This window comes from Paraburkholderia sp. BR14312 (genome assembly GCF_040948675.1).
Taxonomy (GTDB): Bacteria; Pseudomonadota; Gammaproteobacteria; order Burkholderiales; family Burkholderiaceae; genus Paraburkholderia; species Paraburkholderia nodosa_A.
This window is the reverse complement of the sequence record NZ_JBFPKI010000013.1, coordinates 140,463-166,197: the sequence shown is the minus strand read 5'-3', so window position 1 is coordinate 166,197 and position 25,735 is coordinate 140,463. Positions and strand designations below refer to the sequence as shown.

The following is a 25,735-nucleotide window of genomic DNA, read 5'->3' as shown; positions in this document are numbered from 1 at the left end:
CTGCGCCTGTGCTTCCGTCAGGATGACTAAGCAGGAAGCTTCGCGTCAAATTGAGCGTCATGAACAAGAGCAACCCATGAACATATCGAAATTCTTCATCGACCGGCCGATCTTCGCGGGCGTGCTGTCCGTGCTGATCCTGCTGGCCGGCGTGATCGCGCTGTTCCAGTTGCCGATCTCCGAGTATCCCGAGGTCGTGCCGCCTTCGGTGGTGGTCCACGCGCAGTATCCGGGTGCGAACCCGAAGGTGATCGCCGAGGCCGTCGCCGCGCCGCTCGAAGAGCAGATCAACGGCGTCGAGAACATGCTGTACATGCAGTCGCAGGCCAATAGCGACGGCAATCTCACGCTCACGGTCACGTTTCGCCTCGGCACCGACCCGGACAAGGCCACGCAGCTCGTGCAGAACCGCGTGAACCAGGCGCTGCCGCGCCTGCCGGAAGACGTGCAGCGCCTCGGCATCACGACCATCAAGAGCTCGCCCACGCTCACGATGGTGGTGCACCTGATCTCGCCGGACAACCGGTACGACATGACGTACCTGCGCAACTACGCGCTGCTCAACGTGAAGGACCGACTCTCGAACATCCAGGGCGTGGGCGAGGTGCAGCTGTGGGGCTCGGGCGACTACGCCATGCGCATCTGGCTCGATCCGCAGAAGGTGGCACAGCGCAATCTCACCGCGAACGACGTGGTCAACGCGATTCGCGAGCAGAACGTGCAGGTGGCGGCCGGCGTGATCGGCGCCTCGCCTAGCGTGCCTGGCACGCCGTTCCAGCTCAACGTGAATGCCCAGGGCCGTCTGCGCACGGAAAGCGAGTTCGGCAACATCATCGTCAAGACGAATCCCGATGGCGGCGTGACGTACCTGCGCGATATCGCGCGTATCGAACTGGCGGCCTCCGAATATGGCCTGCGTTCGCTGCTCGACAACAAGCCTGCCGTAGCGCTCGCCATCAACCAGGCGCCGGGGGCGAACTCGCTCGCGATTTCGGACCAGGTGCGCGCGGCGATGAAGGAGCTCAAGCAGGACATGCCCGCGGGCGTGGATTACAAGATTGTCTACGACCCCACGCAGTTCGTGCGCTCCAGTATCGAAGCCGTCGTGCATACGCTGCTCGAAGCGATCGCGCTCGTGGTGATCGTGGTGATCGTGTTCCTGCAAACGTGGCGTGCCTCGATCATTCCGTTGATCGCAGTGCCAGTGTCGATCGTCGGGACGTTCTCCTTGCTGCTTGCGTTTGGGTTCTCGATCAACGCGCTATCGCTGTTCGGGATGGTGCTCGCCATCGGCATCGTGGTTGACGACGCGATCGTGGTCGTCGAAAACGTGGAGCGCAATATCGCTAGTGGGTTATCCGCGCGCGATGCGACCTACAAGGCCATGCAGGAGGTGAGCGGGCCGATCATCGCCATTGCGCTCACGCTCGTGGCCGTGTTCGTGCCGCTCGCGTTCATGAGTGGTCTCACGGGCCAGTTCTACAAGCAGTTCGCCATGACCATCGCGATTTCCACGGTGATCTCGGCGTTCAACTCGCTCACCCTTTCGCCCGCGCTTTCGGCGCTGCTGCTGCGTGGTCACGGCGAGAAGGAAGACTGGCTCACGCGTGGCATGAACCTCGTGCTGGGCGGCTTTTTCCGCCGCTTCAACCGGGTGTTTCATCGCGGCTCGGAAAGCTATGGGCGCGGCGTGAACGGCGTGCTGCGCCACAAGGGCGCGATGCTCGCGGTCTACGTGGTGCTGATCGCCGCCACGGTGCTGATGGCGCGTATCGTGCCGGGCGGCTTCGTGCCCGCGCAGGACAAGGAGTATCTGATCGCGTTCGCGCAATTGCCCAACGGCGCCGCGCTCGACCGCACCGAGAACGTGATTCGCGACATGAGCGCCATTGCGCTCAAGCAGCCCGGCGTGGAAAGCGCCGTGGCGTTCCCCGGCCTGTCGGTGAACGGCTTCACGAATAGTTCGAGCGCGGGCATTGTGTTCGTCACGCTCAAGCCGTTCAAGGAACGCAAGGGCAAGGCGCTGTCGGCCGGTGCGATTGCGGGTGCGCTGAACCAGCAGTACGCCAGCATCAAGGATTCGTTCATCGCCGTGTTCCCGCCGCCGCCGGTGCTCGGCCTCGGTACGCTGGGCGGCTTCAAGTTGCAGCTGGAGGACCATGGTGCGCTCGGCTACGAGGCGCTCAACCGCGCGACCCAGGACTTCGTCAAGCGCGCGGCGCAAACGCCGGAGCTGGGCCCGACGTTCACGAACTATCAGATCAACGTACCGCAGCTGAACGTCGATCTCGACCGCACGAAGGCGAAGCAGCTCGGCGTGCCGGTCACCGACGTCTTCGACACGATGCAGATCTATCTGGGTTCGCTCTACGTGAACGACTTCAACCGCTTCGGACGCGTGTATCAGGTGCGCGTGCAGGCCGATGCGCCGTTCCGCCAGCGCGCCGACGACATTCTGCAACTGAAGACGCGCAACGCCGCGGGCGAGATGGTGCCGCTCTCGTCGCTCGTCACGGTGACGCCCACGTACGGCCCCGAGATGGTGGTGCGCTACAACGGCTACACCGCTGCCGACATCAACGGCGGCCCGGCGCCCGGTTATTCGTCGGGCCAGGCACAGGCGGCGGCGGAACGCATTGCGGCTGAAGTGCTGCCGCGCGGCGTGAAGTTCGAATGGACCGACCTCACCTACCAGCAGGTGCTGGCGGGCAATGCGGGCATCTGGGTGTTCCCGATCAGCGTGCTGCTCGTGTTCCTCGTGCTGGCGGCGCTCTATGAGAGCCTGACACTGCCGCTCGCGGTGATCCTGATCGTGCCGATGAGCGTGCTGTGTGCACTAACGGGCGTGTGGCTCACGCAGGGCGACAACAACATCTTCACGCAGATCGGCCTGATGGTGCTGGTGGGACTCGCTTCGAAGAACGCGATTCTGATCGTCGAGTTTGCGCGCGAGCTGGAGCATGACGGACACACGCCGCTTACCGCTGCCATCGAGGCGAGCCGCTTGCGTCTGCGCCCGATCCTGATGACGTCCATCGCGTTCATCATGGGCGTGGTGCCGCTCGTGCTCTCCAGCGGCGCGGGTTCGGAAATGCGTCACGCGATGGGCGTGGCCGTGTTCTTCGGCATGCTCGGCGTGACCGCGTTCGGCCTGTTGCTGACGCCGGTGTTCTACGTGGTGCTGCGCACACTCGCGGGCGGCAAGATTCACGTCGCGCAGAAGGACAATGCGCGCAAGCCGCAATCGATGGTCGACGCGTAAGGCGACAAGGGAAAATGAACAACATGACTAACGAATCGATCTTGCGCTATCGCGCGAATGCCGCGCCGGGAGGCGGGCATCTCGCGCGTATCACACGAATCGCGGCGAGCGTCGCGCTTTTTGCCTGGCTCGCGGCATGCTCGGTCGAGCCGACCTACAAGGTGCCCGACGCCGCCGTGCCCGCGGCCTACAAGGAAGCGCCGCAGCAAACGCAGAGCACGAATCCGCACGATGTGGGCACGTGGACGCCGGCGCAGCCCGCCGACGGCACCCATCGCGGCGAATGGTGGACGGTGTTCGGCGACCCGACACTCGACAAGCTCGAGCAGCAGGCGCTGGAAGCGAACCAGGACCTCAAGGCGGCGGCCGCGCGCGTGCAGCAGGCGCGCGCCGTGACACAGGCTGCGCGCGCCTCGTGGTTCCCGTCGATCGATGCGGGCTTCGGCCCGACGTATCAGCGCGCCTCGCCGGCTTCGCTGTATTACCCGCAAAATTACAATGTGCCCGCTCAAACGCTGTGGCGCGCACAGGCTACGGCAAGCTATGAAGTCGACTTGTTCGGCCGTGTGAGTTCGAACGTTCACGCGGCGCAGGCGGACGCCCAGCAAAGCGAAGCCCTGTTCCTCTCGGTGCAGCTCGCCTTGCAGGCCGATGTCGCGCAGAACTACTTCCAGCTGCGCCAGTTCGACTCCGACGTCGATCTGTACCGTCGCACGGTGGCGCTGCGCGAAGACGCGCTCAAGCTCGTCGATCGCCGCTTCAAGGAAGGCGACATCAGCGCGCTGGACGTGGCTCAGGCGCGCAACGAACTCGCGAGCGCACGCGCCGACGCGGTGGGCGTCGCGCGTCAGCGCGCGGCTTCGGAGCACAGCCTCGCGATCCTGCTCGGCAAGGCTCCCGCGGACTTCACGTTCCCCGAAACGCCGCTCGCACCGGTCGTCGTGCAGGTGCCGCCGGGTTTGCCCTCCACGCTGCTGGAGCGCCGCCCCGACGTGGCCGCCGCCGAGCGCGCCATGGCGGCCGCGAACGCACGCGTGGGGCTCGCGAAGTCGGCGTTCTTCCCGCAGCTCAACATCACGGGTGCAGCGGGCTTCGAGTCGGCCACGCTCGGCGACCTGTTCATGTGGTCGAGCCGCGCGTTCCTGCTCGGGCCGCTCGCGGGTACGGCGCTCACGCTGCCGCTGTTCGACGGCGGCCGGCGCAAGGCGAATCTCGCCCAGTCGCGCGGCAAGTATGAAGAAGATGTTGCGCAATACCGCCAGCAGGTGCTCGTGGCCTTCCGCGAGGTCGAGGACAATCTCTCCGACCTGCGCCTGCTCGACGACCAGATCCGCGAGCAGAACGACGCGGTGAGCGCTTCGCGGCAGTCGGCGCAGCTTTCGCGCACGCAGTACGAGGAAGGCGAGGTCAGCTATCTGAACGTGATCGACAGCGAACGGACGGTGCTCGTGTCGCAGTTGCAGGCCAGCCATCTGCAGGGCTCGCAGGCCGTGGCGACGGTCAACCTGATCCGCGCGCTCGGCGGCGGCTGGGGCGACGCGAAGCCCGGCGACGGTACGCCGCCTCCGCCGGCGCCGCTCGCGGCGCGCTAAGCCGCGCCTTACAGCCCGCATAACTAGCCGCAACGCTCGCCGCCTGTGCATATCGCAGGCGGCGATTTCCTTTGCGCAATCGCTTCGTAGACCCGGCCCCGCCGCCCCCCTATCATCGTCTGGACCCATCTGGAGCCAACGCGATGGGCCCTCATCGCGTCGCTCCTCACTGAACGAAGTCCAACTTCCATCGAGGAACGCGATGATCCGTGCCGTGCGCGCCGTGGGGCGCCCTTCCTTTTTCCAGCGCTTCGGCCTGCTGACGGCAATCGCCGTGTCGCTTGCGGCGGCGGCGCTCGACGCGCACGCCGACACCGCTACGCTCAAAATCGGCATTGCCACCACGCCACAAACGCCCGCCCTCCAGGAAGCGGCGCGCGAGGCGAAGGCGCAGGGCGTGGACGTGAAGATCATCGAATTCACCGACTGGAACACGCCCAACGCCGCGCTGGCGAACAAGGATATCGACGCCAACTACTTCCAGCACAAGCCGTTTCTGGAAAACGCCGAACAGCAGGGCGGCTACAAGTTCGTCGCCATCGCGCCGGGCACGATCATGAAGATCGGCCTGTATTCGAAGAAGGTGAAACGCTTCGAAGACCTGAAGGATGGCGCGACGGTCGCGATCGCAAACGATCCCGTGAACGGCGGCCGCGGCCTCCTGCTGCTGCAGCGCGCGGGCCTCATCAAGCTCAAGCCGGGCGTGGACTATCGCGCCACGACGCTCGACATCGTCTCGAATCCCAAACACCTCAAGATCGTGCAACTCGAAGCGTCGCAACTCGCGCGCTCGCTCGACGACGTCGATCTCGCACAGGGCTACCCGAGCTTCATCAAGCTCGCGGGCACTACCGATCCGAACAGTGCGCTGCTCTTCGACGGCGTCGAGAACAAGGCGTTTGCGATCCAGTTCGTCGTGCGGCCCGAGAGCGTGAACGATCCGCGCATTCGCAAGTTCATCGACATCTACCAGCATTCGCCGGCCGTGCGCAAGGAGCTCGACAAAGCCTTCGGCAACCTCTACGCGGTCGCCTGGTAAAGCGCGCGCAATCTACGCACGAGGAGAGCAGCGATGATGAAATGGTTCGGAGCGGCGCGCTTTATCGAGGCGGGGCCCGCGGCGGGTGAGGCACAGGGCAATGCCGATGCATCGCTGCCTGCGGTGGTGTTCGAAAACGTGAGCAAGACCTACGCGCCAGGCGCGCCGGCGGCGCTCGCGGGCGTCGACTTGCAGGTGGCGCGCGGCGAAGTGTTCGGCATCATCGGGCGCAGCGGCGCGGGCAAGTCCACGCTGCTGCGGCTCGTGAACGGTCTCGAAAAGCCCACGAGCGGCGGCGTGCGAGTGAACGGCGTCGACGTGGGCGGACTCGACGAGCGCGCCCTGGTGGCGCTACGGCGGCGCATCGGCATGGTGTTCCAGCACTTCAATCTGCTTTCCGCCAAGACCGTGCACGACAACATCGCACTGCCGCTGAAAATTGCGGGTGTGCCGAAGGCCGACATCGAGGCGCGCGTGAACGTGCTGCTCGATCTCGTCGGCTTGAGCGAACGACGCGACGCGTGGCCCGCGCGCCTTTCCGGCGGCCAGAAGCAGCGCGTGGGTATTGCACGCGCGCTCGTGCACGAGCCCGACATCCTGCTCTGCGACGAGGCGACTTCGGCGCTCGACCCGGAAACCACGCGCGCCATTCTTGCGCTGCTGCGCGATATCAACCGGCGGCTCGGCGTCACCATCGTGCTCATTACGCACGAGATGGAGGTGATCCGCGACGTTTGCGACACGGTCGCGGTGATCGAGCGCGGCGAGGTGGTGGAACAGGGGCCCGTGTGGCGCGTGTTCGGCGATCCGCGGCACGAAGCGACGCGCGCGCTCTTGCACACGCCCGGCCACGAGTTGCCCGACGATCTGGCGGCGCGTATTCACGCTGAACCGCAAGCAGGCGCGCACGCACTGTTCGACGTGCGCTTCACCGGCGACGAGGCGCAAGAGCCCGACCTCGCCACGCTCGCGCAGGCGTTCGGCGCGCAGGGCGTGCGCTTCGTGCATGGCGGTATCGAGCGTATCCAGGGGCGTGCGCAAGGGCGGCTAGTCGTTTCCGCGCCGGTGCAGAACGCCGCCGAGGCCGCGTCGCTCGCCGAGCGGGCACGTGGTCATGCGAGCCGCGTGGAGGTGCTGGGCTATGTCTGACGTGTGGATCACCGAGCTCCTCGAAGGCATACGCGACACGTTGCTGATGGTCGGCGTTTCGGCGATATTCGCACTCCTGATCGGTATTCCGATCGCGCTGCTGCTCGTCACGACCGCGCGCGGCGGCATTCTGGAGCGACCCGCGCTCAACACCACGCTGGGCGCGCTCGTCAATGCGTTCCGCTCCACGCCTTTCATCATCCTGCTGGTCGCGCTGCTGCCGCTTACGCGCTTCCTTGTGGGTACGACCATCGGCGTGTGGGCCGCCGTGGTGCCGCTTTCCATCGCCGCCATTCCGTTCTTCGCGCGCGTGGCCGAAGTGAGCTTGCGCGAAGTCGATCGCGGTTTGATCGAGGCGGCCCAGGCCATGGGCGCACAGCGCCGCCACATCGTATGGCATGTGCTGCTGCCCGAGGCGCTGCCCGGCATGCTCGGCGGCTTCACGATCACCGTGGTGGCCATGATCGGCTCTTCGGCGATGGCGGGCGCCGTCGGCGCGGGTGGTCTCGGCGATCTCGCGATACGCTACGGCTATCAGCGCTTCGACACGACGGTCATGGTCACCGTGATCGTGCTGCTGATCGCGATCGTCGCGGCGGTGCAGTTCACGGGCGACGCGCTGGTGCGGCGTCTTTTGCGGCGAACCTGAGCGGCGCAAGCCGTTCGACATGACGCGCGCAGCGCCCTTGCTGCGCGCTTCGTTTTTCGGGCATCACATTCGGGAACTATGGGTATGAACGAGGCACAGCGCCCACGCGGGCAGGAACAGGACGCGCGTTTCGCCGCGCTGCTCGAAGCGCTGCGCGCGAGCGCCGCGCAACGCGATCTCGCAGGCGGCCACGCGGCCGCCGAAAAGCAGCGCATAGCCGACGCCGGGCTGCTCACGCTCGCGGTGCCGCGCGAATTCGGCGGGCAGTTCGGCGAGGACGGCGTGCGCTGGAGCGATATCTACGCGACGATCCGCGCGCTCGCGCGCGTCGACAGCGCGCTTGCGCATCTGCTCGGCTTCCAGTGTTTGCAAATAGCGAGCGTCGCATTGTGGGGCAGCGCCGCGCAGCGCACGAACTGGCTGCAAGGCACCGTCGAGCATCGCTGGTGGTGGGGCAATGCCGTGAATCCCATCGACACACGGCTCGTCGCGCAACCGGACAAGGAAGGCGGCTGGCGTCTGCATGGCAGGAAAGGATTCTGCTCGGGCACCTACGGTTCGCAGATGATGACCGTGAGCGCGCACGATCCCGCCACGGGCAGTCCGGTGTTCGCGGTCGTGCCCACCACGCGCGCCGGGATCACGGTGCACGACGACTGGGACCCGATCGGCCAGCGTCAGACCGATAGCGGCACCGTGTCTTTCGAGAACGTGGAGGTCCGCGCCGCCGAAGTATTGCAGCGCCCCGACACACCGCGCGCCACGCTGCGCACACTGGTCTCGCAAGGCGTGCTGACGAATCTCTTCGTGGGGCTCGCCGAAGGCGCGCTCGAAGAGGCGCGCGCCTACGTGCTCGCGAACGGCCGCCCGTGGGTCAATTCGGGCGTGCAGCACGTGGCCGACGACCCGTTCCTGCAGCAGCGCTTCGGCGAAATGCGCGTGCAGTCGCTCGCGGCGGCGGTGCTGGCCGATCGTGCGGGCGCGCTGCTCGACGCCGCGTGGGACGAAGGCGAGGCGTTGAGCGCGGCCACGCGCGCCGGCGTCTCGCTGGCGATTTCGGAGGCGAAGATCGTCGCGCACCGCGCCGCGCTCCAGGGCGGCGAGCAGCTTTTCGAGGCGTGCGGCGCACGCGCCACGGGCGCGGCGCTCGCGCTCGACCGTTTCTGGCGCAATGCGCGCGTGCATACGCTGCACGATCCGCTCGACTACCGTCTGCGCGACGTGGGCCGCTATACGCTCTTGAGAGAAGTGCCGCAGCCGACGCTGTACACTTGAGGGCTCGATCGCGGCACGTGCCGCGACGCGTCAACCCTTGAGGATCGAACCGTTGGAGTTCCGATTACCGACCACGGCAACGGCGCCGTTTTGCCCTTGCGAAGTGCAGGGCAGTATCGAGGTTTCGCCGCGTGCGCCGTTCTGGAAGAAGTTCTGGCAATTCGCTGGTCCTGGCCTGCTGGTGTCGATCGGCTACATGGACCCGGGCAACTGGGCCACCGACATCGAGGCGGGCTCGCGCTTCGGTTACAGCCTGTTGTTCGTGGTCGTCCTCTCGAGCCTCGCGGCGATCGCGCTGCAATGCCTTTCCATGCGTCTTGGCATCGTCACGCAACGCGATCTCGCGGAGCTTTCGCGCGAGCGCTATTCAAGGCCCGTGGCGCTCGGCCAGTGGGTGCTCGCCGAGCTTTCGATCATCGCCTGCGATCTTGCCGAGGTGCTGGGCGGCGCGCTCGCGTTCCACCTGCTGCTGGGCTGCTCGCTGATGGTGGGCGTGGTGCTCACGGCGTTCGACACGCTCATCGTGCTGGGCTTGAAGGGCAAGAACTTCCGCTCGCTCGAGGCGATCATGGCCGGGCTCATCGCCACGATAGGCTTGGGCTACGTGATCCAGCTCGCGCTCGTGAAGCCGCACTGGCCGTCGGTATTCGCGGGCGCGGTGCCGTCGTGGCACGCGATTTCCTCGGCGGAGCCGCTGTATCTGGCGATCGGCATTCTCGGCGCGACCATCATGCCGCACAACCTCTACCTGCATTCGTCGATCGTGCAGACGCGCGCCGTCAAGCGCGACCGTGCGAGCCTCGCTCAGGCCATCGGCCTGTCGCGCCTCGACACGATCGTCTCGCTGCTGATCGCGCTGCTCATCAACGCGGCCATCCTGATTCTGGCTGCGGCAGCCTTTCACGCCAACGGGCACACCCAGGTCACCGATATCGAACAGGCCTACAAGCTGCTCGCACCGATCGTCGGTACGGGCGCGGCGGCGGTGCTGTTCGCGATTACGCTGCTTGCCTCCGGGCAAAGCTCGACGTTCACGGGCACCGTGGCGGGCCAGGTCATCATGGAAGGCTTCCTGCAAATGAAAATTCCGTGCTACCAGCGGCGGCTCATTACGCGCGTGCTCGCGTTGATCCCCGCCTTAGCGGGCGTCGCGCTGCTCGGCAACGGCGCGGTGGGCAAGCTGCTGGTCGCAAGCCAGGTGGTGCTGAGTCTGCAACTGCCGTTCGCACTCTGGCCGCTCATTCGCATGACGAACGATCGTGCGCTGATGGGCGAGTTCGTGAACCGGCTCCCCACGCGGTTGCTGGCGTGGTTCCTGTTCGTCGTGATCTCGGCGGCGAACCTGTGGCTCGTCTGGCAGACGTTCAGCGGAAACTAAAGAAGGGAAAGGTGTAACAGGCGCGCGCCATAGAGGTGGCACGCAGAGGCGGCAAGCAAAAGCGGCAATCGGAAAGCGCTTCGCCGTCCGGTGCGCTCAGGCACCGGACGGGTTCGCGTCTTGGTCTCGCGTCCGGTTAGTCCGGATCTGCTCTCCTACGCTTACGCAGCCTCGGCAATGCCATCCGACGTTACCACTGCCGGAAGGTCGCTCTCGGTCTGCTCGGCGCCCCGTCGCGCTGCAGCCGCCTTTTTCGTCTTGCCGGCTCGCGAAGGAGGCTGGCATGCGCCGCACACGACGTTGTGCTGAAGGTCGTGGCGATGCGCGACGAACTTACCGCCGCAACGGCAGCAAAGCGTCAACTGCAGAATATCGGCATCGAAAAATCGCACCAGGGTCCACGCACGCGTGAGGTCGAGCGCCGGCTCGGCCCCGCTGTGGCGGCAGTGTTCCAGATACAGCCGGAACCCCTTGGTGAGCGCGTCGAGATGCGAGCAACGCGCTTCGTTCTTGAGGAACAGGTACGTGTTATAGAACAGCGAGGCGTGGATGTTGGCCAGCCACGTCATGTACCAGTCCGCCGAGAACGGCAGCATACCTTTGGGCGGCGATACGCCACGGATCTCGCGATACAGGCGGATCATGCGGTCGCGCGAGAGCGTGAGTTCGCTTTCGAGCACCTGCATGCGCGCGCCCAGCTCGATCAGTGCGATCGCGCGGAATACTTCCTGAGCGTCTTCGGTGAGGCTGCGCCGCGTAGTCATGGACGTCACCCTCAGGCGAATTGACCAGCCGGCTGTCCCGCAAGCAGGATGGCCGCATGGGTAGCCGCCACGTCGGCATGCTTCGAAGTCTGCGTGAGCGCGGACAACATTGCATGATCGTCGAAGCGGAAAAAACAGAGAAGTTGGTCGGAAGAGGCCAACCTGACGATCTGCGCGAGCGACAGAGCGCCAAGCAGATCGGCCAGTTCCGACGACAGTCCCAGTCGGAACATGCCGACTGGCTTGTCCTCGCGCAGCATGCGCTGTGCGAGCATCAGATACGACAAATTAATTTCGCGGATAGATTCCAGCGTCTCGCTGCTACGGTCCATTTCTCTAGTTTCCGAAGCCCCGAATTTAACCCCCCGGCTTTTTCGCCGTTGTATCTTTTCTGATCTTGTGGTCGATCTTCGCTCGTTGGCTCGATCTGACTCTTTGATACAGGTTGTTACATCTCGTAACAACCTTGGAGGGAATTGTATGAGGGCTTATCTCAGAAATCAATCCCTCGGATCAAAAATAATCGTACTGTTGTAAATTATTTTCGGTAAGTTTTGCTGCAATTTGAAAGCCGGGTGGCGACAAGCCGTCGTGACACTGATCGGGGTGCCAAAACTGGCCGTAGCACCTTGGTTTATCAGGGTTTTCGCCAACGCGCCGCTGCGTGCGCAACGAATCATCGAAGGACAAAAATCGCCCGCCCGGTGGAATAAACGTTTAGAAAGGAGTTGGGTTGACAGGTAAAAAATACGGCTCTTTCGATTAATACCTATGACTATTGAGTTTGTAACAGATGTTTCGACCCCGGCGACCTGTAACAGGGCAATGTGTAACCAGGATGTTACGAGTGCAGACGGTGGGATGCACCGTTGGTTTCCGGAATATATGCGGACTGGATATTGCGCGAAGATCGCACTTGTGAAACGTTTGCGATCGACGATCGACGCGCAATCCGGGTGGGGCGGTTCTTTTGCCGCTTCAGGTCAGCCAGGGCCCTGCTTCGTTGAGGGCGCCGGGCAGTAACAGACCGACCCGACCGACCCGCGCGCCGACGATACGCGGGCGACGAGCGGCCCGGCGATTTCAAAGTCGTTGTCGATAACCATCGCGCCTCCTATACCGTATACAACGACTGTCGATGTGCTGGTTATATCATAACGTGATATAACTAAAAATAAATAAAGCGGCATTGCGGGTACGGCGCGTTCGCCCGCCCGGCACCGGGAATCATCGGGGGAGGGATCATGGCCTCGTTCAACAGGATTCTGCTGTGTTACGACGCAACGCGCGAAGGCCGCCGGGCTTTGCGTGAGGGTGCCGACCTTGCACGCGAATGCCACGCGCAAACGCATTTGCTGGCCGTGCTCGACCAGGCGCCGCTGCAATGGGGGACGGACATCGCGTCCGCCGTGCCGTTCGAAGCCGCGGAAGAAGCGGCGCGCGAGATTCTGCGTGACGGGGTGGCGTGCCTGCAGGACAAGGGGCTCGTGGCGACGGGGCACTTCGTGGTGGGCCGGCCGATCGACGTGATCGCAAGCTACTGCGAGGAACTCCAGCCCGATCTCATCGTGGTGGCGCACCACCGGCGCGGGCCGCTCAAGCGCTGGTGGGATGGGCGCGACGACCGCCTGCTGCTCGACCGCGTGTCGTGCAGCGTGCTGGTCGTTACCGCGGCGGACCCGGAGCCCGCGAAAGCGGCGGCCTGAGCCGCCGCCGCCACGCCCTCCCGCGCCGGACGTGCTATCGGGGGCACCCGGCGCAGCCGCCGACCGCGCGTCACGGCGCCCGGTCGCGCAATGCCTGAGCGGTCTGCGGATCGGCGGGAAAGAACGCTTCGATCGCTAGCTCCGATAGCGTGATGTCGACCGGTGTGCCGAACACGGTGGTCGTGCTATAGAACGCCAGTTCCCCAAGCACGGTGCGCACGCGCAGCGGCACGGCAATGTGATGCGCGATCGGCTCGGCGCTCACGTTCGCGACGCCCGGCGGCGGCGAATACGCCGCGAGTTCCTCGTGCAGCGCGGCAAGCGCGGGGTCGCCGCTCGCGTCGATCTGACGTTGCAGGCGCGTGAGCAGATGCGTTCGCCACGCGTGCCAGTTGACGATGCGCGGCGCCATGCCCTCGGGATGCAGCGATAGACGCAGCGCGTTGATGGGCGCAGCGAGCAGCGCAGGCGAAGCGTCGCCGATGAGCGGCGCGAGCGCGCCGTTCGTCGCGACGATATTCCAGTGGCGGTCCACGGCCACGGCGGGATACGGTTCGTGACCGCGCAGCACCAGATCGACTGCCTCGCGCGCGGCGGCGAGTTGCGGGTCGTCGAGCGCGCGCTCGCGATAGAGCGGCGCATAGCCCGCCGCCACGAGCAGCGCATTGCGCTCGCGCAGCGGCACATCGAGCTGCTCGGCCAGATGCATGACCATCTCGCGGCTCGGCAGCGCGCGGCCCGATTCGACGAAGCTCAGATGGCGCGTCGAAATCTCGGCTTCGGTCGCGAGCAGCAACTGGCTCATGCGCCGGCGCGTGCGCCAGTCGCGCAGCATCTCGCCGACGCTGGGGCGCCCGGCGCCGGACGGCGCGGCGGGGAGGAGGGAAGCGAGTGTGTTCATGCTGCCGATTCTAGCCAAACGCGAGAACAAGGCGATTACGTCTGAGGTAAAGAAGCGGCCGGCAACGGATATATGAAAACCTCGGGTTTACGCCCCTGCTGCATTCGTGGACGACGTTTACCGTGCGCCGCGCTATCGCCTAGAATAAAAATTCTCACGGACTGTGGCGTCGCGCAGAGGAGACTGCCATGAGGGAAACCGTTGTTGCTTATCTGCTCGGACCAGGCGTCATGTTGCTGGTATGTGCGGCTATGTGGGCCGTGTCGCGCCGCAGCAGAGGCACGCTCGAAGCGCGCCTGACTCGCTGGCTCGACGCGCATCGGCCGCACGGCATGCATCACAAGCATTGAGCGTGCCAGCGCCGCGTCGGTTTGCGCGTTTGCCCGGCGTTTGCCCGAGTACATCGCGTACGGATCGCGGCAAGGCGCGGCGGGCAAATTCCATAGCATTCCGAATCAACTCCCGAGTTAGTTCGTTTCGCTCCGGCACGCAGTGCGGCCTTTCCACGTGCCGGCTCGTCTGCCATTGCCGCCTCATGTCGAGGGAACTGAGCGTGCGCTCCGCGGTCATTCCGATACTGCATACCGGAGCCCTCCATGACCCGTCCCGCCGATTCCTTCATCATCTTCATCGCCCGCATCGCGCTCGCCATTCTGTTTCTCTGGGGCGGTGCCACGAAGCTGCTGGGATACGCGGGGTTTGTCGGCTACCTGCATTCGAAGGGCGTGCCGTATGCCTCGTATGGCGCGATCGCGGCAACCGCCGTCGAACTGCTCGGCGGCATTGCGATCGTGCTGGGCGTGCGCACGCGCGCGGTTGCGTTCCTGCTGGCCGTGTACGCTATCGTGACGGCGATACTCGGCCACGACTTCTGGAACATGACTCAGGCCGCGGCGCAACAGGACGCGGTCATTCATTTCTGGAAGAACGTGGCGATCGCGGGCGGTTTCCTGCTGCTGGCCGTGACGGGCGCGGGACGTGCTTCCATTGATGGTCTGCGCGCGCCGCGCGGCGGCGGCCTGCGAGGCTGACGCCCTCGCGTGGCGAAGCGCGAGTGTCGAATTGCAACCACCGGGCAACCGGGTGTAGAGGGAGCAGGCCTTGATACAGAACTTCGACTTCAACGTGGCAGGCAAGACCGGGCAGTTCTGCGCGAGCCTTGCGGAAGACGGCACGCGGCGCGTGTTCATCAGTGAGGCGGATACTGCGAAGACGCTGGTGATTCTCGACGCCACCGGCCTCATCGGCGCGCTCAAGGCTGAGCTCGAGGAGCCCGACCAGCTGATCGCTCACGCCATCCGCAAGGCGCAGAACGATGGTTTGATCGCCCGCGCGATCGACTCCGGTGCGATCCAGGAGGCGTCGCTGTAGTTCGGCACGCCAGTTCGCTGTTGCATCAGCGAGATTCCGGTTCGTTCACGCGCGCCGGCGCGATGCGGCGCACGTCCGCATGCGCCGGTTCGGTTCTCACGAACCAGGCCAACCCGGCCGCCGTGAGCAGGAGCGCCGTCGAGACCGCGGTTTCCGCACGCAGGCCGGCCACCACCTGCGCCGCGCCTGCCCCGCCCGCAAGCGCGCCGAACGCCGCCACCCCCACTGCACCGCCCGCCTGACGCGCCGTATTGAGCAGCGCCGAGGCCGTCCCCGCACGCGCCGGCTCCACCGAGGAGAGCACGGCCGTGGTCATCGCCGGCACGGCGAGGCCCATGCCGGAAGGAATCAGCAGGAAGGCGAGCAACATGAAGGCGAGCGGCGTCGCGGCATCCACGCTGACCAGCAATGCGTAGCCGGCACCCGCAATCAGCGCGCCGATGATCATCGGTCGGCGCGTGCCGTAATGCGCTACCACATGGCCGCTCACAATGTTCGAGAGCAGGAAGCCGGCGGTGAGCGGAATGAACGCGAGTCCCGCCTGCAACGGCGTCTCGCCCCGCGCATGCTGCAGATAGAGCGCGAGCACGAACACGGTGCCGTAATAGGTGAGATTCACGCAGATACCGAACAGCACCGCCGCGCTGAACGTGCGGTTGCGCAGCATGGCGAGCGGCACCATGGGGTCGTGTGCGCGCGCTTCGAGCGAGACGAACGCTAGACCCGCCACGAGCGCGAGCGCAAAGCCGCCCGCCACGGCCCAGTGCGTGAAGCCGAGCGGCCGCCATTCGATCACGGCGCCGGTAAAGGCCGTGAGCGCCACGATGGCGAGCAGCTGGCCGCGCACGTCGAGGCTGCGCACGGCGGGCGCGCCGGCAGCGCTGGCATCGTGCGTATGACGGCGCGGCGCGGGAATCCAGGCGAACGTGGCCCAGAGGCCGGCCGCGCACAGCGGCAGGTTCACGAGGAAAATGCTGCGCCAGCCGAACGCCGCGATCAGCAGGCCGCCCGCCACCGGCCCGGCGGCGATCGAGATGGCGCCGGCGGCGGTCCAGAAACCCACTGCACGCGCCCTGAGCGCCCGGTCGTGGCGGCACGCTTCGTTGAGCAGCGCGAGCGAATTGGGCAGCATGGCCGCCGCGCCCGCGCCCTGCAGCGCGCGGGCGGCAATCAGCATGACCGGATTGGCCGCGAGCCCGCAGGCCAGCGAGGCGAGGGCGAACACCACGAGCCCGATGGCGTAGAGGCGGCGTGCGCCGTAGCGGTCGCCCAGCACGCCGCCCGAGAGCATCAGCACGGCGAAGGCGAGCGTATAGGCGTCGACGATCCATTGCAGGCCCGCGACGGTCGCGTGGAGATCGGTTGCGATGCGCGCGAGCGCAATATTGACGATGGTCACGTCGAGCTGCGTGACGACGAACCCGACGCTGACGGTCGCGACGATACGCGTGAGCGCGGGCGTGAAGTGGACTGGGGTGGGGTGTGAGGTATTCATGCGCCCATGGTAGGGCGCTCGCAGGCTTCGACGTTTCAGCGCGAGGTGAATCGTCGAAGCCGGCGAAAAATGGTGTCTGATCAAGGGCGGCCGCTCAGTGCGCAGTAAGTGCGCACTGGGGCGCACTTACTGCACCCGATGCGCGTCCTTGAAGAACAGCGTCGTGATCGCACCGAGCACGCAGATCGCGGCCACGTAGTAGGTGGGCGCGAGCGGCGCGGACTTCATCAGCAGCGCGACGACGATCGGCGTGAGGCCGCCGAACACGGCGTATGCCACGTTGTACGAGAACGAGATGCCCGAGAAGCGCACCACGGGCGGAAACGCGTTCACCATCACATAGGGCACCGCGCCGATCGTGCCGACCAGCAGCCCGCAAAGCGCATAGAGCGGCATGAGCATCGAGCTGTCCACGGCGATCTGGCGGAACATCGTGTAGTAGGCGATCGCGAGAGCGATGCCGCCGATGGCCAGCACGCGGCGCGCGCCGAAGCGGTCCGCGAGCGCGCCCGCGCTCACGCAGCCCACCGTGAGGAAGAGCGTCGCCAGGCAGTTCGCGAGCAGCGACGTGGTGGCGTCGAGATGGAACTGCTTCTGCAGGAGCGGCGGCGTCATCAGGATCACGACGACGATGGCGGCCGAAAGCATCCACGTGAGCAGCATCGAGACGATCACGGCGCGGCCGTGGTCGCGCAGCACGGCCTTGAGCGGGATTTCGTCGGCGAGCGACTTGCGCGCCTTCATCTCCGCGAACACCGGCGTTTCGTGCAGCCACTGGCGCAGATACACCGAGAACATGCCGAACAGCCCGCCAATCAGGAACGGAATGCGCCAGGCATACGCGGCGATGTCGCCCGGGGCGTAGTGATGATTGACCGCCGCGGCGATCAGCGAGCCGAGCAGGATGCCGAACGTGAGGCCCGCCGTGAGCGTGCCGCATGCATAGCCGATATGGCGGCGCGGCACGTGCTCGGAGACGAACACCCACGCCCCCGGCACCTCGCCGCCCACGGCCGCGCCTTGCAGCACGCGCAGCGCGAGCAGCAGCACGGGAGCGAGCACGCCGATCGTCGCGTAGGTGGGCAGGCAGCCCATGGCGAGCGTGGGCAGCGCCATCAGCAGCACGGAGAGCGTGAACATGCGCTTGCGGCCGAGCAGGTCGCCGAAGTGCGCCATGACGATGCCGCCGAGCGGCCGCGCGAGGTAGCCCGCCGCGAAGATGCCGAAAGTCTGCAACTGGCGCAGCCAGTCGGGAATCGTTGCGGGGAAGAACAACTGGCCGATAGCCGGCGCGAAGAATACGAAGATGATGAAGTCGTAGAACTCGAGGGCGCCGCCGAGTGCGGCGAGCCCGAGCGTCTTGTAGTCGCTGCGGGTGAGCGCGCGCGCAGCGGCAGGCGTGCGCACGCCAATTTCTGTTGCTTGCATTTCCGAAAAACCAGGGTGTTGTTATGTACGACGTTGTATGTAGCGCGTGCGGAACGCGTGGACGTCCGGGATGGCCAGAATTTGCCTGGTGCGCGCGTGGCGCGGGGGCGGCGGTCGTCGGATAGGCGGGCGCAGGGGTGGGGCACGGCAACAGCGCGTCCGCGAGGGTGGGCGGACGTGCGACGACTTCAGGCCAGTGCGCGATTCTACAGGAAGCCCGGGAGCTGCCCGATGCGCGGCCCGTCAGGACGCTCGCGCGCCGCTGGGGGAAAACGGCGAAGCGCTCTGGAATTCGGACTCGTCCGATGGGCAGATTTTGCACATATCCACAAAATTGCCCGGTTTCATCATCGATCCATCAGGGGCCCCCACCATGCGTATCGCGATCCTCCAGCGCGACGCTGACCATCGCCAGCAGCTCGAGCGCGTGCTGACGCAATGCGGTCACGCCTGCGTTGCGTCCAGCGACGCACTCCTGCTTGCCAGGACCTTGGCCGCATCGACGGTCGATATGCTCCTGCTCGACTGGCAGGGCTCGCAGATCGCCGGCGCCGAACTGCTGAGAACCTTGCGGGCCGTGAACGGCAGCCAGCTTCCGGTGCTGTTCGTCTCGGAGGACGCCTCCGACGAGAACGTGGTGCGAGCGTTTTCTATCGGCGCCGACGACTACGTGTGCCTGCCGGTTTGCCCTTCGGTGCTGCGCGCTCGCGTGAACGCGCTCCTGCGCCGCGCGTTTCCCGACCGGTTCGAGAACCTGACGATCGACGCCGGCCCCTATCGCTTCGACTTGCGGCATCAGGCGGTCAGCGTGCACGGCAAGCCTGTGCTGCTCTCGACCACGCAATACCGGCTGGCTGCGCTGTTCTTCTCGAATATCGGGCGCATGCTCTCGCGCGATCACATCTACGCGATGGTGTGGGGGCGCGAGTTGCAGACCTTGACCCGCACGATCGACAGCCACGTGTCGCGGCTGCGTCTGGTGCTGGAGATCGACACGCCGAACGGGTTTCGGCTGCAGCCGGTGTACAAGAGCGGCTACCGGCTGTTGTGCCTGCAGGATGAAAGTGAGGCGCTCGCCGCCGAAGGCGCGGGGCTCGAGTCGGCTTGAGGGGTAGCGCGGCGAATCATTCTGTCGTTCGATAAAAAAAGACGGCGGCACGCTTGGCGTGCCGCCGTCTTTTTTGGCTGGTGCGTTACGCGCCGCGCGCGGCAACCTCAGCGTGCGAGGCCGAGTCCTTGCAGCACGGCGTTGCCTTCCTTCGTCAGGCGGATGCGCGGGTCCCCGGCGTCGTCCTGGACTTGCTCGACGAGGCCGGCTTCCTTGAGCATCGGAATCTCCGGTTTGGCGTGCGCGTCGATCGGCGCATGCAGCAGCAACAGGAGGGTCGCAAGCTCGTGGTGGCTCAGCAACCGGCGCAACAAGGTGCGGCGAGCGGGCTTCGCGCCGGGCGCGGCCTCGCTGTCGACCTGGTTTGTCGCCTGGATTTGCGGGTCTTGCTGTTTCACGGAACCTCCTGCAGCGCTCGTTTCTTTTGGGTGAAGCGATGATGCGGACGAAGACTTAAGCGATTCTTAAAACGCCCGGCGAAAATGTGTCATCGCGCTACACGGCGCGTATCGATGTAAAAGGCTGTAATTGAAAGGGCGCGAAGGCGCGGCGAAGCGCCGCGCAAAGCGACCCGGCAAAAACGGCCTGTCAAATGTTCAAGGCGCGCAGGTTTTACTCGCGCCTTCGATCCACAGGTTCGAGGCGTGGCGTTTGCCGGCGTAATAACGGTAGGTCGTCGCGCCGTTATCGGTGCGAACCTTGATGACGTTCGAGTCGCCGAACTCGAGCATCTGGCCTTGCGGCAGCGGCGAGGTGGTGAAGCTGGCGCCGTGACGCGAGGCTTCGACGGTCAGGCACGAGATGACATCCTGGACCGACCGGTTGGTTGTGGAATCGATGACCGGCTGACCGGCGTCCGGATTGCTCTGAAACCACGCGCACGCGCCGAGCGCGAGCGAAAGGGCAAGGGGCACGGCAAGCTTCTTCATATTTCCCGGTATCCAACGAAGTAGCCAATCATTATATCGGGAGCATGTCCCGTGCCACGGCGCCGGCGCAACATGCCGCAAAACTGTCACGCGCCGGGCATCCGTGTTGCGGCAGTGCGACGTGCGTGCGAAGCCCTACATACTGGCGCGCAAGAACCTACGGAGCGAGATAGACTATTTAAGGGGTGCCGTCTGGAAATCTGACGTGACGTCAGGAGAATACGCATGAACCGCCCATCGGTACGCTTTCCTGTTCGCGCCGCTGGCGCTGGCTCACTCTTCAGGTGGGTCAAGTGGGGATTCGTCGTCGCGTTTCTGGCCGCCCTCGTCATCATCGCGCGCATCGTTCAGATCGAAATCGACACGTCGCGCCTGCAGGCGCGCTATCTCTCCGAACTCACGCGCGACATCGGCTTTACGGTCGAGAACGGGCCGAGCCACAACATCCGCTTTCCCACCACGAACGGGCCGTACGACGTGCGGCTCGGTTATGCGCAGCTGCCCACCTTCGAGAACCGGCTTGCGGAACGCGGTTTCGCGATCGCCGCGCAGGCGCGCGATTCAGATCGCATGATCGCCGTCGCCGACCAGGGGCTTTTCCTGCCATTCGAAGAAAAGGACCAGGCCGGCATCGTGCTGCGCGACGCTTCCGGTGCGACGCTTTTCCATACGCGTTATCCGCAGCGCGCGTACGAGAATTTCGACGCGGTGCCGGCCGTGGTGCGCGACTCGCTGCTTTTCATCGAAGACAAATATCTGCTCGCCCAGGACCAGCCGAACCGCAACCCGGCCATCGACTGGGGGCGCTTTAGCCGGGCGCTCGTCGACCAGGGTGCGCGCCTCGTGAACCAGCATCAGCAAACGCCGGGCGGCAGCACGCTCGCCACGCAGATCGAGAAGTTCCGGCACTCGACGGGCGGTCGCACCTCCACGCCGCCGGAGAAGCTGCGCCAGATCGCGTCCGCGTCGCTGCGCGCGTATCTGGACGGCCCGCAGACGATGCCCGCGCGCCAGCAGATTCTCGTGCGCTACCTGAATTCGGTGCCGCTCTCCGCCAAGCCGGGCGTGGGCGAAGTCAACGGTCTCGGCGACGGCCTCGCCGCCTGGTATGGCCGCGACTTCCGCGAAGTCAATCGCATCCTGCGCGCGCCGCTGACGCCTGAGACGCTCGACGCGCAGGCGCTGGCGTTCCGCCAGGTGCTCTCGCTGCTGATCGCCCAGCGCGCGCCTTCGTATTTCCTGCAAAAGAACAACGAGGCGCTCGCGAAGCTGACCGACAGCTATATCCGCCTGCTCGGCGCCGGCGGCGTGATTACGCCGGCGCTGCGCGACGCCGCGCTCGGCACGCAGCTTACGCTCGACCGCTCGAAGCCGTCGCAGCGTGTGCCGGTTTCCTTCGTGGAGCGCAAGGCGGTGCTGACGCTGCGCACCCAGCTCATGCAGGCGCTGGGGCTGAAGACGCTTTACGACCTCGACCGCCTCGATCTGACCGCCACGGCCACGCTCGTCGACAGCGTGCAGCAGGCCGTGAGCGACCGCCTCGCCGATGCCGCGACGAAGGACGGCGCGCGCCAGGCGGGTCTGGTCGGCTTCGAGATGCTGCGCCCGTCCGACGATCCTTCGAAGATCGCCTATAGCTTCACGCTGTTCGAGCGCAGCAGCGGTGAGAACCTCGTGCGCGTGCAAACGGACAGCGTGAACCAGCCGTTCGACATCAATTCGGGCGCGCGCCTGAATCTGGGGTCGACGGCGAAGCTGCGCACGCTCGTGACGTATCTGCAGATCGTGAGCGCGCTGCACGCGCGCTACGCGGCCGACGACACAAAGTCGTTGCGCGCGATGCTGCCGCAAGTCGATCCGAGCGACGCGCTCACGCGCTGGGCGATCGACTATCTCTCGAAGACCTCCGACCGCTCGCTGCATTCCATGCTGGAAGCGGCCGTTGAGCGCAAGTACTCGGCCAGTCCCGGCGAGACGTTCTACACCGGCGGCGGCGCGCAGAGCTTCAACAATTTCGAGTCGAGCGACAACGCGCAGATTCTGACTGTGCATCGCGCGTTCCAGCATTCCGTGAATCTGGTGTTCGTGCGGCTCATGCGCGACATCGTTCACTACGAGATGATCCAGACTTCGGGGCCGCCCGCGCAATGGCTCGACGATCCTGTCGTGCGCACGCGTTTTCTCACGCAGTTTGCCGATGGTGAGAGCCAGGTCTACATGAAGCGCTTCTACACGCGCTACGCGGGCAAGAGCAACGACGAAGCGCTCGCGATCCTGCTGCAGCACACGCGCAAGGGCCCGGCGCGCATTGCGACCGTGCTGCGCAGCGTGAAACCCGACGGCAAACTGCCGTGGTTCGATGCACAGATGCGCGCGCAACTCAAGAACACGAAGTTCCAATGGCTCGATGACGAAGACCTTGCGCGCTACTACGACAAGTACGCCGTCGACAAATTCAACCTCAACGACCGCGGCTATATCGCGGGCATTCATCCGCTCGAATTGTGGCTGCTGAATTACATGCGCCTGCACCCGGATGCAACGCTTGCGCAGGTCCAGCAGGAGAGCCGCGACACGCGCCTTTACACCTACAGCTGGCTCTTCAAGACGAAGTATCACGTGACCCAGAACCGGCGCATTCGCCACATGATCGAGCTGCGCGCGTATGACGCGATCGGCAAGTCCTGGCGCGCGGTCGGTTATCCGTTCGACAACATTACGCCTTCTTATGGCGCGGCAATCGGTGCTTCGGGCGACCGCCCCGCAGCGCTCGCGCAGCTTATCGGCCTGATTTCGAGCAATGGCGAAAAGCTGCCGACGCATAGCTTCGAATCGCTCGACTTCGCGCGCGGCACGCCTTACGAGACGCACTTCGTTCATGCGTCCGCGCAGCCGCAAGCGCTGATCTCACCGGAAATTTCTCAAGTGGTGCGCGAGTTGCTGACGTCGGTGGTGGAGGGCGGCACCGCCAAGCGCCTCGCCGACGGTATGACGCTCCCCGACGGCAAGACGCTGCCGGTCTACGGCAAGACGGGAACCGGCGACCAGCGCTTCAACGTGTACGCGCCGGGCGCGCGGCTCATCGAATCGCGCAAGGTGAACCGGAGCGCGACCTTCGTGTTCGTGATCGGCAACCGCTTCTACGGCACGCTTACGGCATGGGTGCATGAGCCGTACGCGGCGCGCTATACGTTCACGAGTGCGCTGTCCGTGCAACTGCTGAAGTCGCTCGCGCCGGTGTTGCAGCCGCTGCTCGAATCCAGCTCGGCGACGGACCGCCGTGAGAAGCCCGATCCCGTCCACGCCGCGCAGCAGATGACGCTCATCGACCCGCAGTCGGGCGAAATGCGCCGTGTGGTGTGGAACGGCAACGCGCTCGAATTCGACGACGCGCACTGATTCAGCTTATTCGGAATCCAAAGCAAAACGCGAGGCTGACGCAATTGCGTCAGCCTCGCGTTCTTCCTAATGCGGTCTATATCCGCTTCAGTATCCGCTCGGCGGCGGAGGCGGCGACCCCGGCGGGGGCGGCGGCAAATAACGCGGTTGCGGCGCTGTCTGGAACTGCTGCTGAGGCGCCTGGAACTGCTGAGGCTGCGACATCGTCATGTTGCCGGGCGCCGGGATGCGGTTGCCGGTGGCGTACATGCATTGCAGATAAGCGTAGTCGTAGCGGCGCTGCACGTCCCATGCGGAACCCTGTGCGTTGCCCATGCCCACCGCGCTGCCCGCCAGCAGGCCCGCGCCCGCGCCGATGGCCGCGCCGTGGCCGCCGCCAAATGCGGCGCCCGCGGCAGCGCCGAGCGCCGTACCGACCACGGCGCTGCCCACGCCGGCACCGGTTGCCGCCTGGTTCGATGTGACGCCGCCTACCTGCTGGAAAGCGAACTGGCGGCAGTTCGCGTCGTCGGCACGGAACTGATCGAAAGTCTTGCCCGTGCCAGGTAGGGCCATCACGCTCGGCCCCGTGGGCGTCACGGCGCATGCGCTCAGCAGCCCCGCTGTGGCGAGTAGCGCGAGATACGTGTATTTCATGTGCGGCTCGATATTTTCAAGGTTTCTAGTTCGACGGCGCCGGCTGGGCGGGAACCGCGCGCCAGCCCGACGAACATTGCTTCACATACGGATAGTAGGTTTTCGACTCGTCGCAGTAATACCAGGTGTCGGCGTTCGCCTGCTGGTCGCCCGCTGCATCGCCAGGCGCTGCGTTGACGGGGCCTTGCTGCGGGTCCATCGCGGGGGCCTGCCCCTGCTCGATGTAGTCGGGCGCCTGCGGCGGCGGCGCGACGATGACGGGCGCCGGCGCGTAATAGTAGGGCGCGGGCGCGACCGGGTAGTAATACGGCACGCCGGCGCCGAAATACACGCCGACACGCGCCGCCTGTGCTACGCCGCACACGCTGAGAAGCGCGGCCGCAGCGGCCCCGAGAAACAGTTTCGACCTTCTCACACACGATCTCCAGAAACGGGCAGGCCGGAGCAACGGCGCGCGCCAGCCGATTATCGAACGCTAAGACATTGCGGGAACCAATGCAATTACGCGAGTTGCACCGATTTTTCGAGTTGTTACAGAAGGCTCGGGGCTGATGGGGCGCGAAGGGTGGCCGTAGTGCGTACGGCGCGCAACGGCTCGCATCGCGCTCCATATTTCACAGAAAAGCGTGCAATGAGGCGCGAGCGCGCGTCGACGGGCTGTAATAATTGGATAGATCGATATCGACTCTTCGCACTTCGCCCTTATCGCACGCCGCCCTGGTCTCGCAATTAATAAGGAATCCGACATGAATAGATGTTTTGCTGGTCTTGTCGCGACTTCGCTGCTCATGTCGTGGGCCGCGACCTGACGCTGGCGGCTATGACCGCCGGGCAAGGGCACGCTGATGCTCCTCGACCCCGCTTCGCTCTGCGCGCGCGTGGCCGAGGAGGCGGCCGTCTGATCGACCGCCAGGGCGCGCCGCCTAGCGCGCGGCGCGTTCGCGCTCGAGCCGGCGCACGGCTTCGCCCACGTCCTGGCTGAACTGCGCGAGCGCGGCGAGTTCGAGGTTGGGCGGCTGCAGTGCGGACCAGAGTGCGTCTACGAGGCGTTCTGCCGTAGCGTCGATGTCCGTGCGGCGGTTGGCGAGCGTCGCGTCCCACAGCACATGCTCCATGGGCCCGAATACCAGCGAACGCAGTAGCCGCAGCGGCAGGTCGTTGCGGATCTGTCCGCTTTCCTGGCCGCGCGCCAGCACGCGCATGAGCGGCGCCGTGTAGCGGCGCTGCATTTCCACGAGCGCTTCGCTCAGATCGTGGTGCCGCGTGCGGCCTTCCGAGAGCACTAGTTCGCAGATACCGGTGCCGCTCTCCAGCATCAACTGCAGATGCATGCGCACGATGAATGCAAACTGCTGGCGCACGGTGCCGTCGCGCGGCAGGCCGCCTTCGATCGCGGCGATCGATTCGTCATACCAATCGCCGATCACGCGCGCGCACAGCTCCCGTTTGCCCCGGAAGTAGCTGAACACCGTCGCCTCGGACACACCAAGGCGCTGGGCGATCTCGGCCGTGGTGGCGCGTGCGTACCCTTTTTCCGAGAACACTTCGCGCCCCGCCTGCAGGATCTCGCGCACACGCTGCTGCGACTTGCGGCCCGCCGGCTGGCGGCGCGACGCGGGCAGGACGGCTTTCCGGGCAACGGCTTCCATATTGA

At 65.5% G+C, this 25,735-nt stretch carries 23 protein-coding genes; 13 read left to right on the top strand and 10 right to left on the bottom strand.

Features of this window, described 5'->3' with window-relative positions; all coding sequences use genetic code 11:
* Window positions 1-76 precede the first annotated feature (76 nt).
* From AB3X98_RS32010 to AB3X98_RS31980, 7 genes are all read left to right on the top strand, one after another.
* Window positions 77-3,262, top strand: coding sequence for an efflux RND transporter permease subunit (locus tag AB3X98_RS32010; RefSeq protein ID WP_342946757.1), 3,186 nt, complete (start codon window positions 77-79; stop codon window positions 3,260-3,262).
* Window positions 3,263-3,276: 14 nt separating this feature from the next.
* Entirely contained in the window at window positions 3,277-4,854 is a 1,578-nt protein-coding gene (locus AB3X98_RS32005) for an efflux transporter outer membrane subunit (protein WP_368605467.1), read from the top strand.
* A 202-nt stretch (window positions 4,855-5,056) separates the two neighbouring features.
* Window positions 5,057-5,893, top strand: a complete 837-nt coding sequence (locus tag AB3X98_RS32000; RefSeq protein WP_069261686.1) for a MetQ/NlpA family ABC transporter substrate-binding protein — start codon at window positions 5,057-5,059, stop codon at window positions 5,891-5,893.
* A gap of 33 nt (window positions 5,894-5,926) precedes the next feature.
* Entirely contained in the window at window positions 5,927-7,042 is a 1,116-nt protein-coding gene (locus AB3X98_RS31995) for a methionine ABC transporter ATP-binding protein (RefSeq protein ID WP_368605468.1), read from the top strand.
* Entirely contained in the window at window positions 7,035-7,691 is a 657-nt protein-coding gene (locus AB3X98_RS31990) for a methionine ABC transporter permease (RefSeq protein WP_342919000.1), read from the top strand. The genes AB3X98_RS31995 and AB3X98_RS31990 overlap by 8 nt, the downstream gene beginning before the upstream one ends.
* An 84-nt stretch (window positions 7,692-7,775) precedes the next feature.
* Entirely contained in the window at window positions 7,776-8,966 is a 1,191-nt protein-coding gene (locus tag AB3X98_RS31985) for an acyl-CoA dehydrogenase family protein (protein ID WP_368605469.1), read from the top strand.
* Window positions 8,967-9,018: 52 nt separating this feature from the next.
* The gene (locus tag AB3X98_RS31980; protein WP_368605470.1) at window positions 9,019-10,344 is read left to right on the top strand and encodes an Nramp family divalent metal transporter; all 1,326 of its coding nucleotides are present in this window, start codon (window positions 9,019-9,021) and stop codon (window positions 10,342-10,344) included.
* 161 nt (window positions 10,345-10,505) lie between these two features.
* On the opposite strand, the gene flhC is transcribed toward AB3X98_RS31980, so the two are convergent.
* Together flhC and flhD are read right to left on the bottom strand one after the other, a co-directional pair.
* On the bottom strand, window positions 10,506-11,108 hold the full coding sequence (gene flhC, locus AB3X98_RS31975; protein ID WP_368605471.1) for a flagellar transcriptional regulator FlhC: 603 nt from the start codon (window positions 11,106-11,108) through the stop codon (window positions 10,506-10,508).
* Between the two features lie 11 nt (window positions 11,109-11,119).
* On the bottom strand, window positions 11,120-11,440 hold the full coding sequence (gene flhD, locus AB3X98_RS31970) for a flagellar transcriptional regulator FlhD (RefSeq protein ID WP_028202636.1): 321 nt from the start codon (window positions 11,438-11,440) through the stop codon (window positions 11,120-11,122).
* A gap of 912 nt (window positions 11,441-12,352) precedes the next feature.
* Here flhD and AB3X98_RS31965 point away from each other — a divergent pair.
* Window positions 12,353-12,814: a universal stress protein gene (locus AB3X98_RS31965; RefSeq protein WP_368605472.1), complete on the top strand. Its 462-nt coding sequence runs from the start codon at window positions 12,353-12,355 to the stop codon at window positions 12,812-12,814.
* A 70-nt stretch (window positions 12,815-12,884) separates the two neighbouring features.
* Here AB3X98_RS31965 and AB3X98_RS31960 read toward each other — a convergent pair whose 3' ends face one another.
* Window positions 12,885-13,715 carry a helix-turn-helix domain-containing protein gene (locus tag AB3X98_RS31960; RefSeq protein ID WP_368605473.1) on the bottom strand — a complete coding sequence of 277 codons (831 nt, stop codon included), beginning with the start codon at window positions 13,713-13,715 and terminating at the stop codon, window positions 12,885-12,887.
* A 188-nt stretch (window positions 13,716-13,903) separates the two neighbouring features.
* Between AB3X98_RS31960 and AB3X98_RS31955 the strand changes: the two genes are divergently transcribed.
* From AB3X98_RS31955 to AB3X98_RS31945, 3 genes are all read left to right on the top strand, one after another.
* Window positions 13,904-14,065 (top strand): hypothetical protein, encoded by a 162-nt coding sequence (locus AB3X98_RS31955; RefSeq protein ID WP_233884330.1) that lies wholly within the window; start codon window positions 13,904-13,906, stop codon window positions 14,063-14,065.
* Between the two features lie 246 nt (window positions 14,066-14,311).
* Window positions 14,312-14,746 (top strand): DoxX family protein, encoded by a 435-nt coding sequence (locus AB3X98_RS31950; RefSeq protein ID WP_368605474.1) that lies wholly within the window; start codon window positions 14,312-14,314, stop codon window positions 14,744-14,746.
* A gap of 70 nt (window positions 14,747-14,816) precedes the next feature.
* Window positions 14,817-15,086 carry a hypothetical protein gene (locus tag AB3X98_RS31945; protein WP_069261695.1) on the top strand — a complete coding sequence of 90 codons (270 nt, stop codon included), beginning with the start codon at window positions 14,817-14,819 and terminating at the stop codon, window positions 15,084-15,086.
* Between the two features lie 25 nt (window positions 15,087-15,111).
* Here AB3X98_RS31945 and AB3X98_RS31940 read toward each other — a convergent pair whose 3' ends face one another.
* Entirely contained in the window at window positions 15,112-16,581 is a 1,470-nt protein-coding gene (locus AB3X98_RS31940) for an MFS transporter (RefSeq protein WP_368605475.1), read from the bottom strand.
* Window positions 16,582-16,707: 126 nt separating this feature from the next.
* Window positions 16,708-18,009 carry an MFS transporter gene (locus AB3X98_RS31935; protein WP_368605476.1) on the bottom strand — a complete coding sequence of 434 codons (1,302 nt, stop codon included), beginning with the start codon at window positions 18,007-18,009 and terminating at the stop codon, window positions 16,708-16,710.
* 373 nt (window positions 18,010-18,382) lie between these two features.
* Between AB3X98_RS31935 and AB3X98_RS31930 the strand changes: the two genes are divergently transcribed.
* A complete protein-coding gene (locus tag AB3X98_RS31930) occupies window positions 18,383-19,117 on the top strand; it encodes a response regulator transcription factor (RefSeq protein WP_342946748.1) in 735 nt (244 codons plus the stop codon).
* 107 nt (window positions 19,118-19,224) lie between these two features.
* Here AB3X98_RS31930 and AB3X98_RS31925 read toward each other — a convergent pair whose 3' ends face one another.
* Together AB3X98_RS31925 and AB3X98_RS31920 are read right to left on the bottom strand one after the other, a co-directional pair.
* Window positions 19,225-19,494, bottom strand: a complete 270-nt coding sequence (locus tag AB3X98_RS31925; RefSeq protein ID WP_069261885.1) for a hypothetical protein — start codon at window positions 19,492-19,494, stop codon at window positions 19,225-19,227.
* Window positions 19,495-19,713: 219 nt separating this feature from the next.
* Window positions 19,714-20,046: a hypothetical protein gene (locus AB3X98_RS31920; RefSeq protein ID WP_069261699.1), complete on the bottom strand. Its 333-nt coding sequence runs from the start codon at window positions 20,044-20,046 to the stop codon at window positions 19,714-19,716.
* A 225-nt stretch (window positions 20,047-20,271) separates the two neighbouring features.
* Between AB3X98_RS31920 and AB3X98_RS31915 the strand changes: the two genes are divergently transcribed.
* Window positions 20,272-23,445, top strand: a complete 3,174-nt coding sequence (locus AB3X98_RS31915) for a transglycosylase domain-containing protein (protein WP_368605477.1) — start codon at window positions 20,272-20,274, stop codon at window positions 23,443-23,445.
* Window positions 23,446-23,532: 87 nt separating this feature from the next.
* On the opposite strand, the gene AB3X98_RS31910 is transcribed toward AB3X98_RS31915, so the two are convergent.
* The 3 genes from AB3X98_RS31910 to AB3X98_RS31900 form a co-directional block, all read right to left on the bottom strand.
* Complete coding sequence (locus AB3X98_RS31910) at window positions 23,533-24,081, bottom strand: glycine zipper family protein (RefSeq protein ID WP_069261700.1); 549 nt, start codon at window positions 24,079-24,081, stop codon at window positions 23,533-23,535.
* Between the two features lie 25 nt (window positions 24,082-24,106).
* A complete protein-coding gene (locus tag AB3X98_RS31905; protein WP_069261701.1) occupies window positions 24,107-24,496 on the bottom strand; it encodes a hypothetical protein in 390 nt (129 codons plus the stop codon).
* 508 nt (window positions 24,497-25,004) lie between these two features.
* Complete coding sequence (locus tag AB3X98_RS31900) at window positions 25,005-25,730, bottom strand: TetR/AcrR family transcriptional regulator (protein ID WP_069261702.1); 726 nt, start codon at window positions 25,728-25,730, stop codon at window positions 25,005-25,007.
* Between the last annotated feature and the right edge of the window lie 5 nt (window positions 25,731-25,735).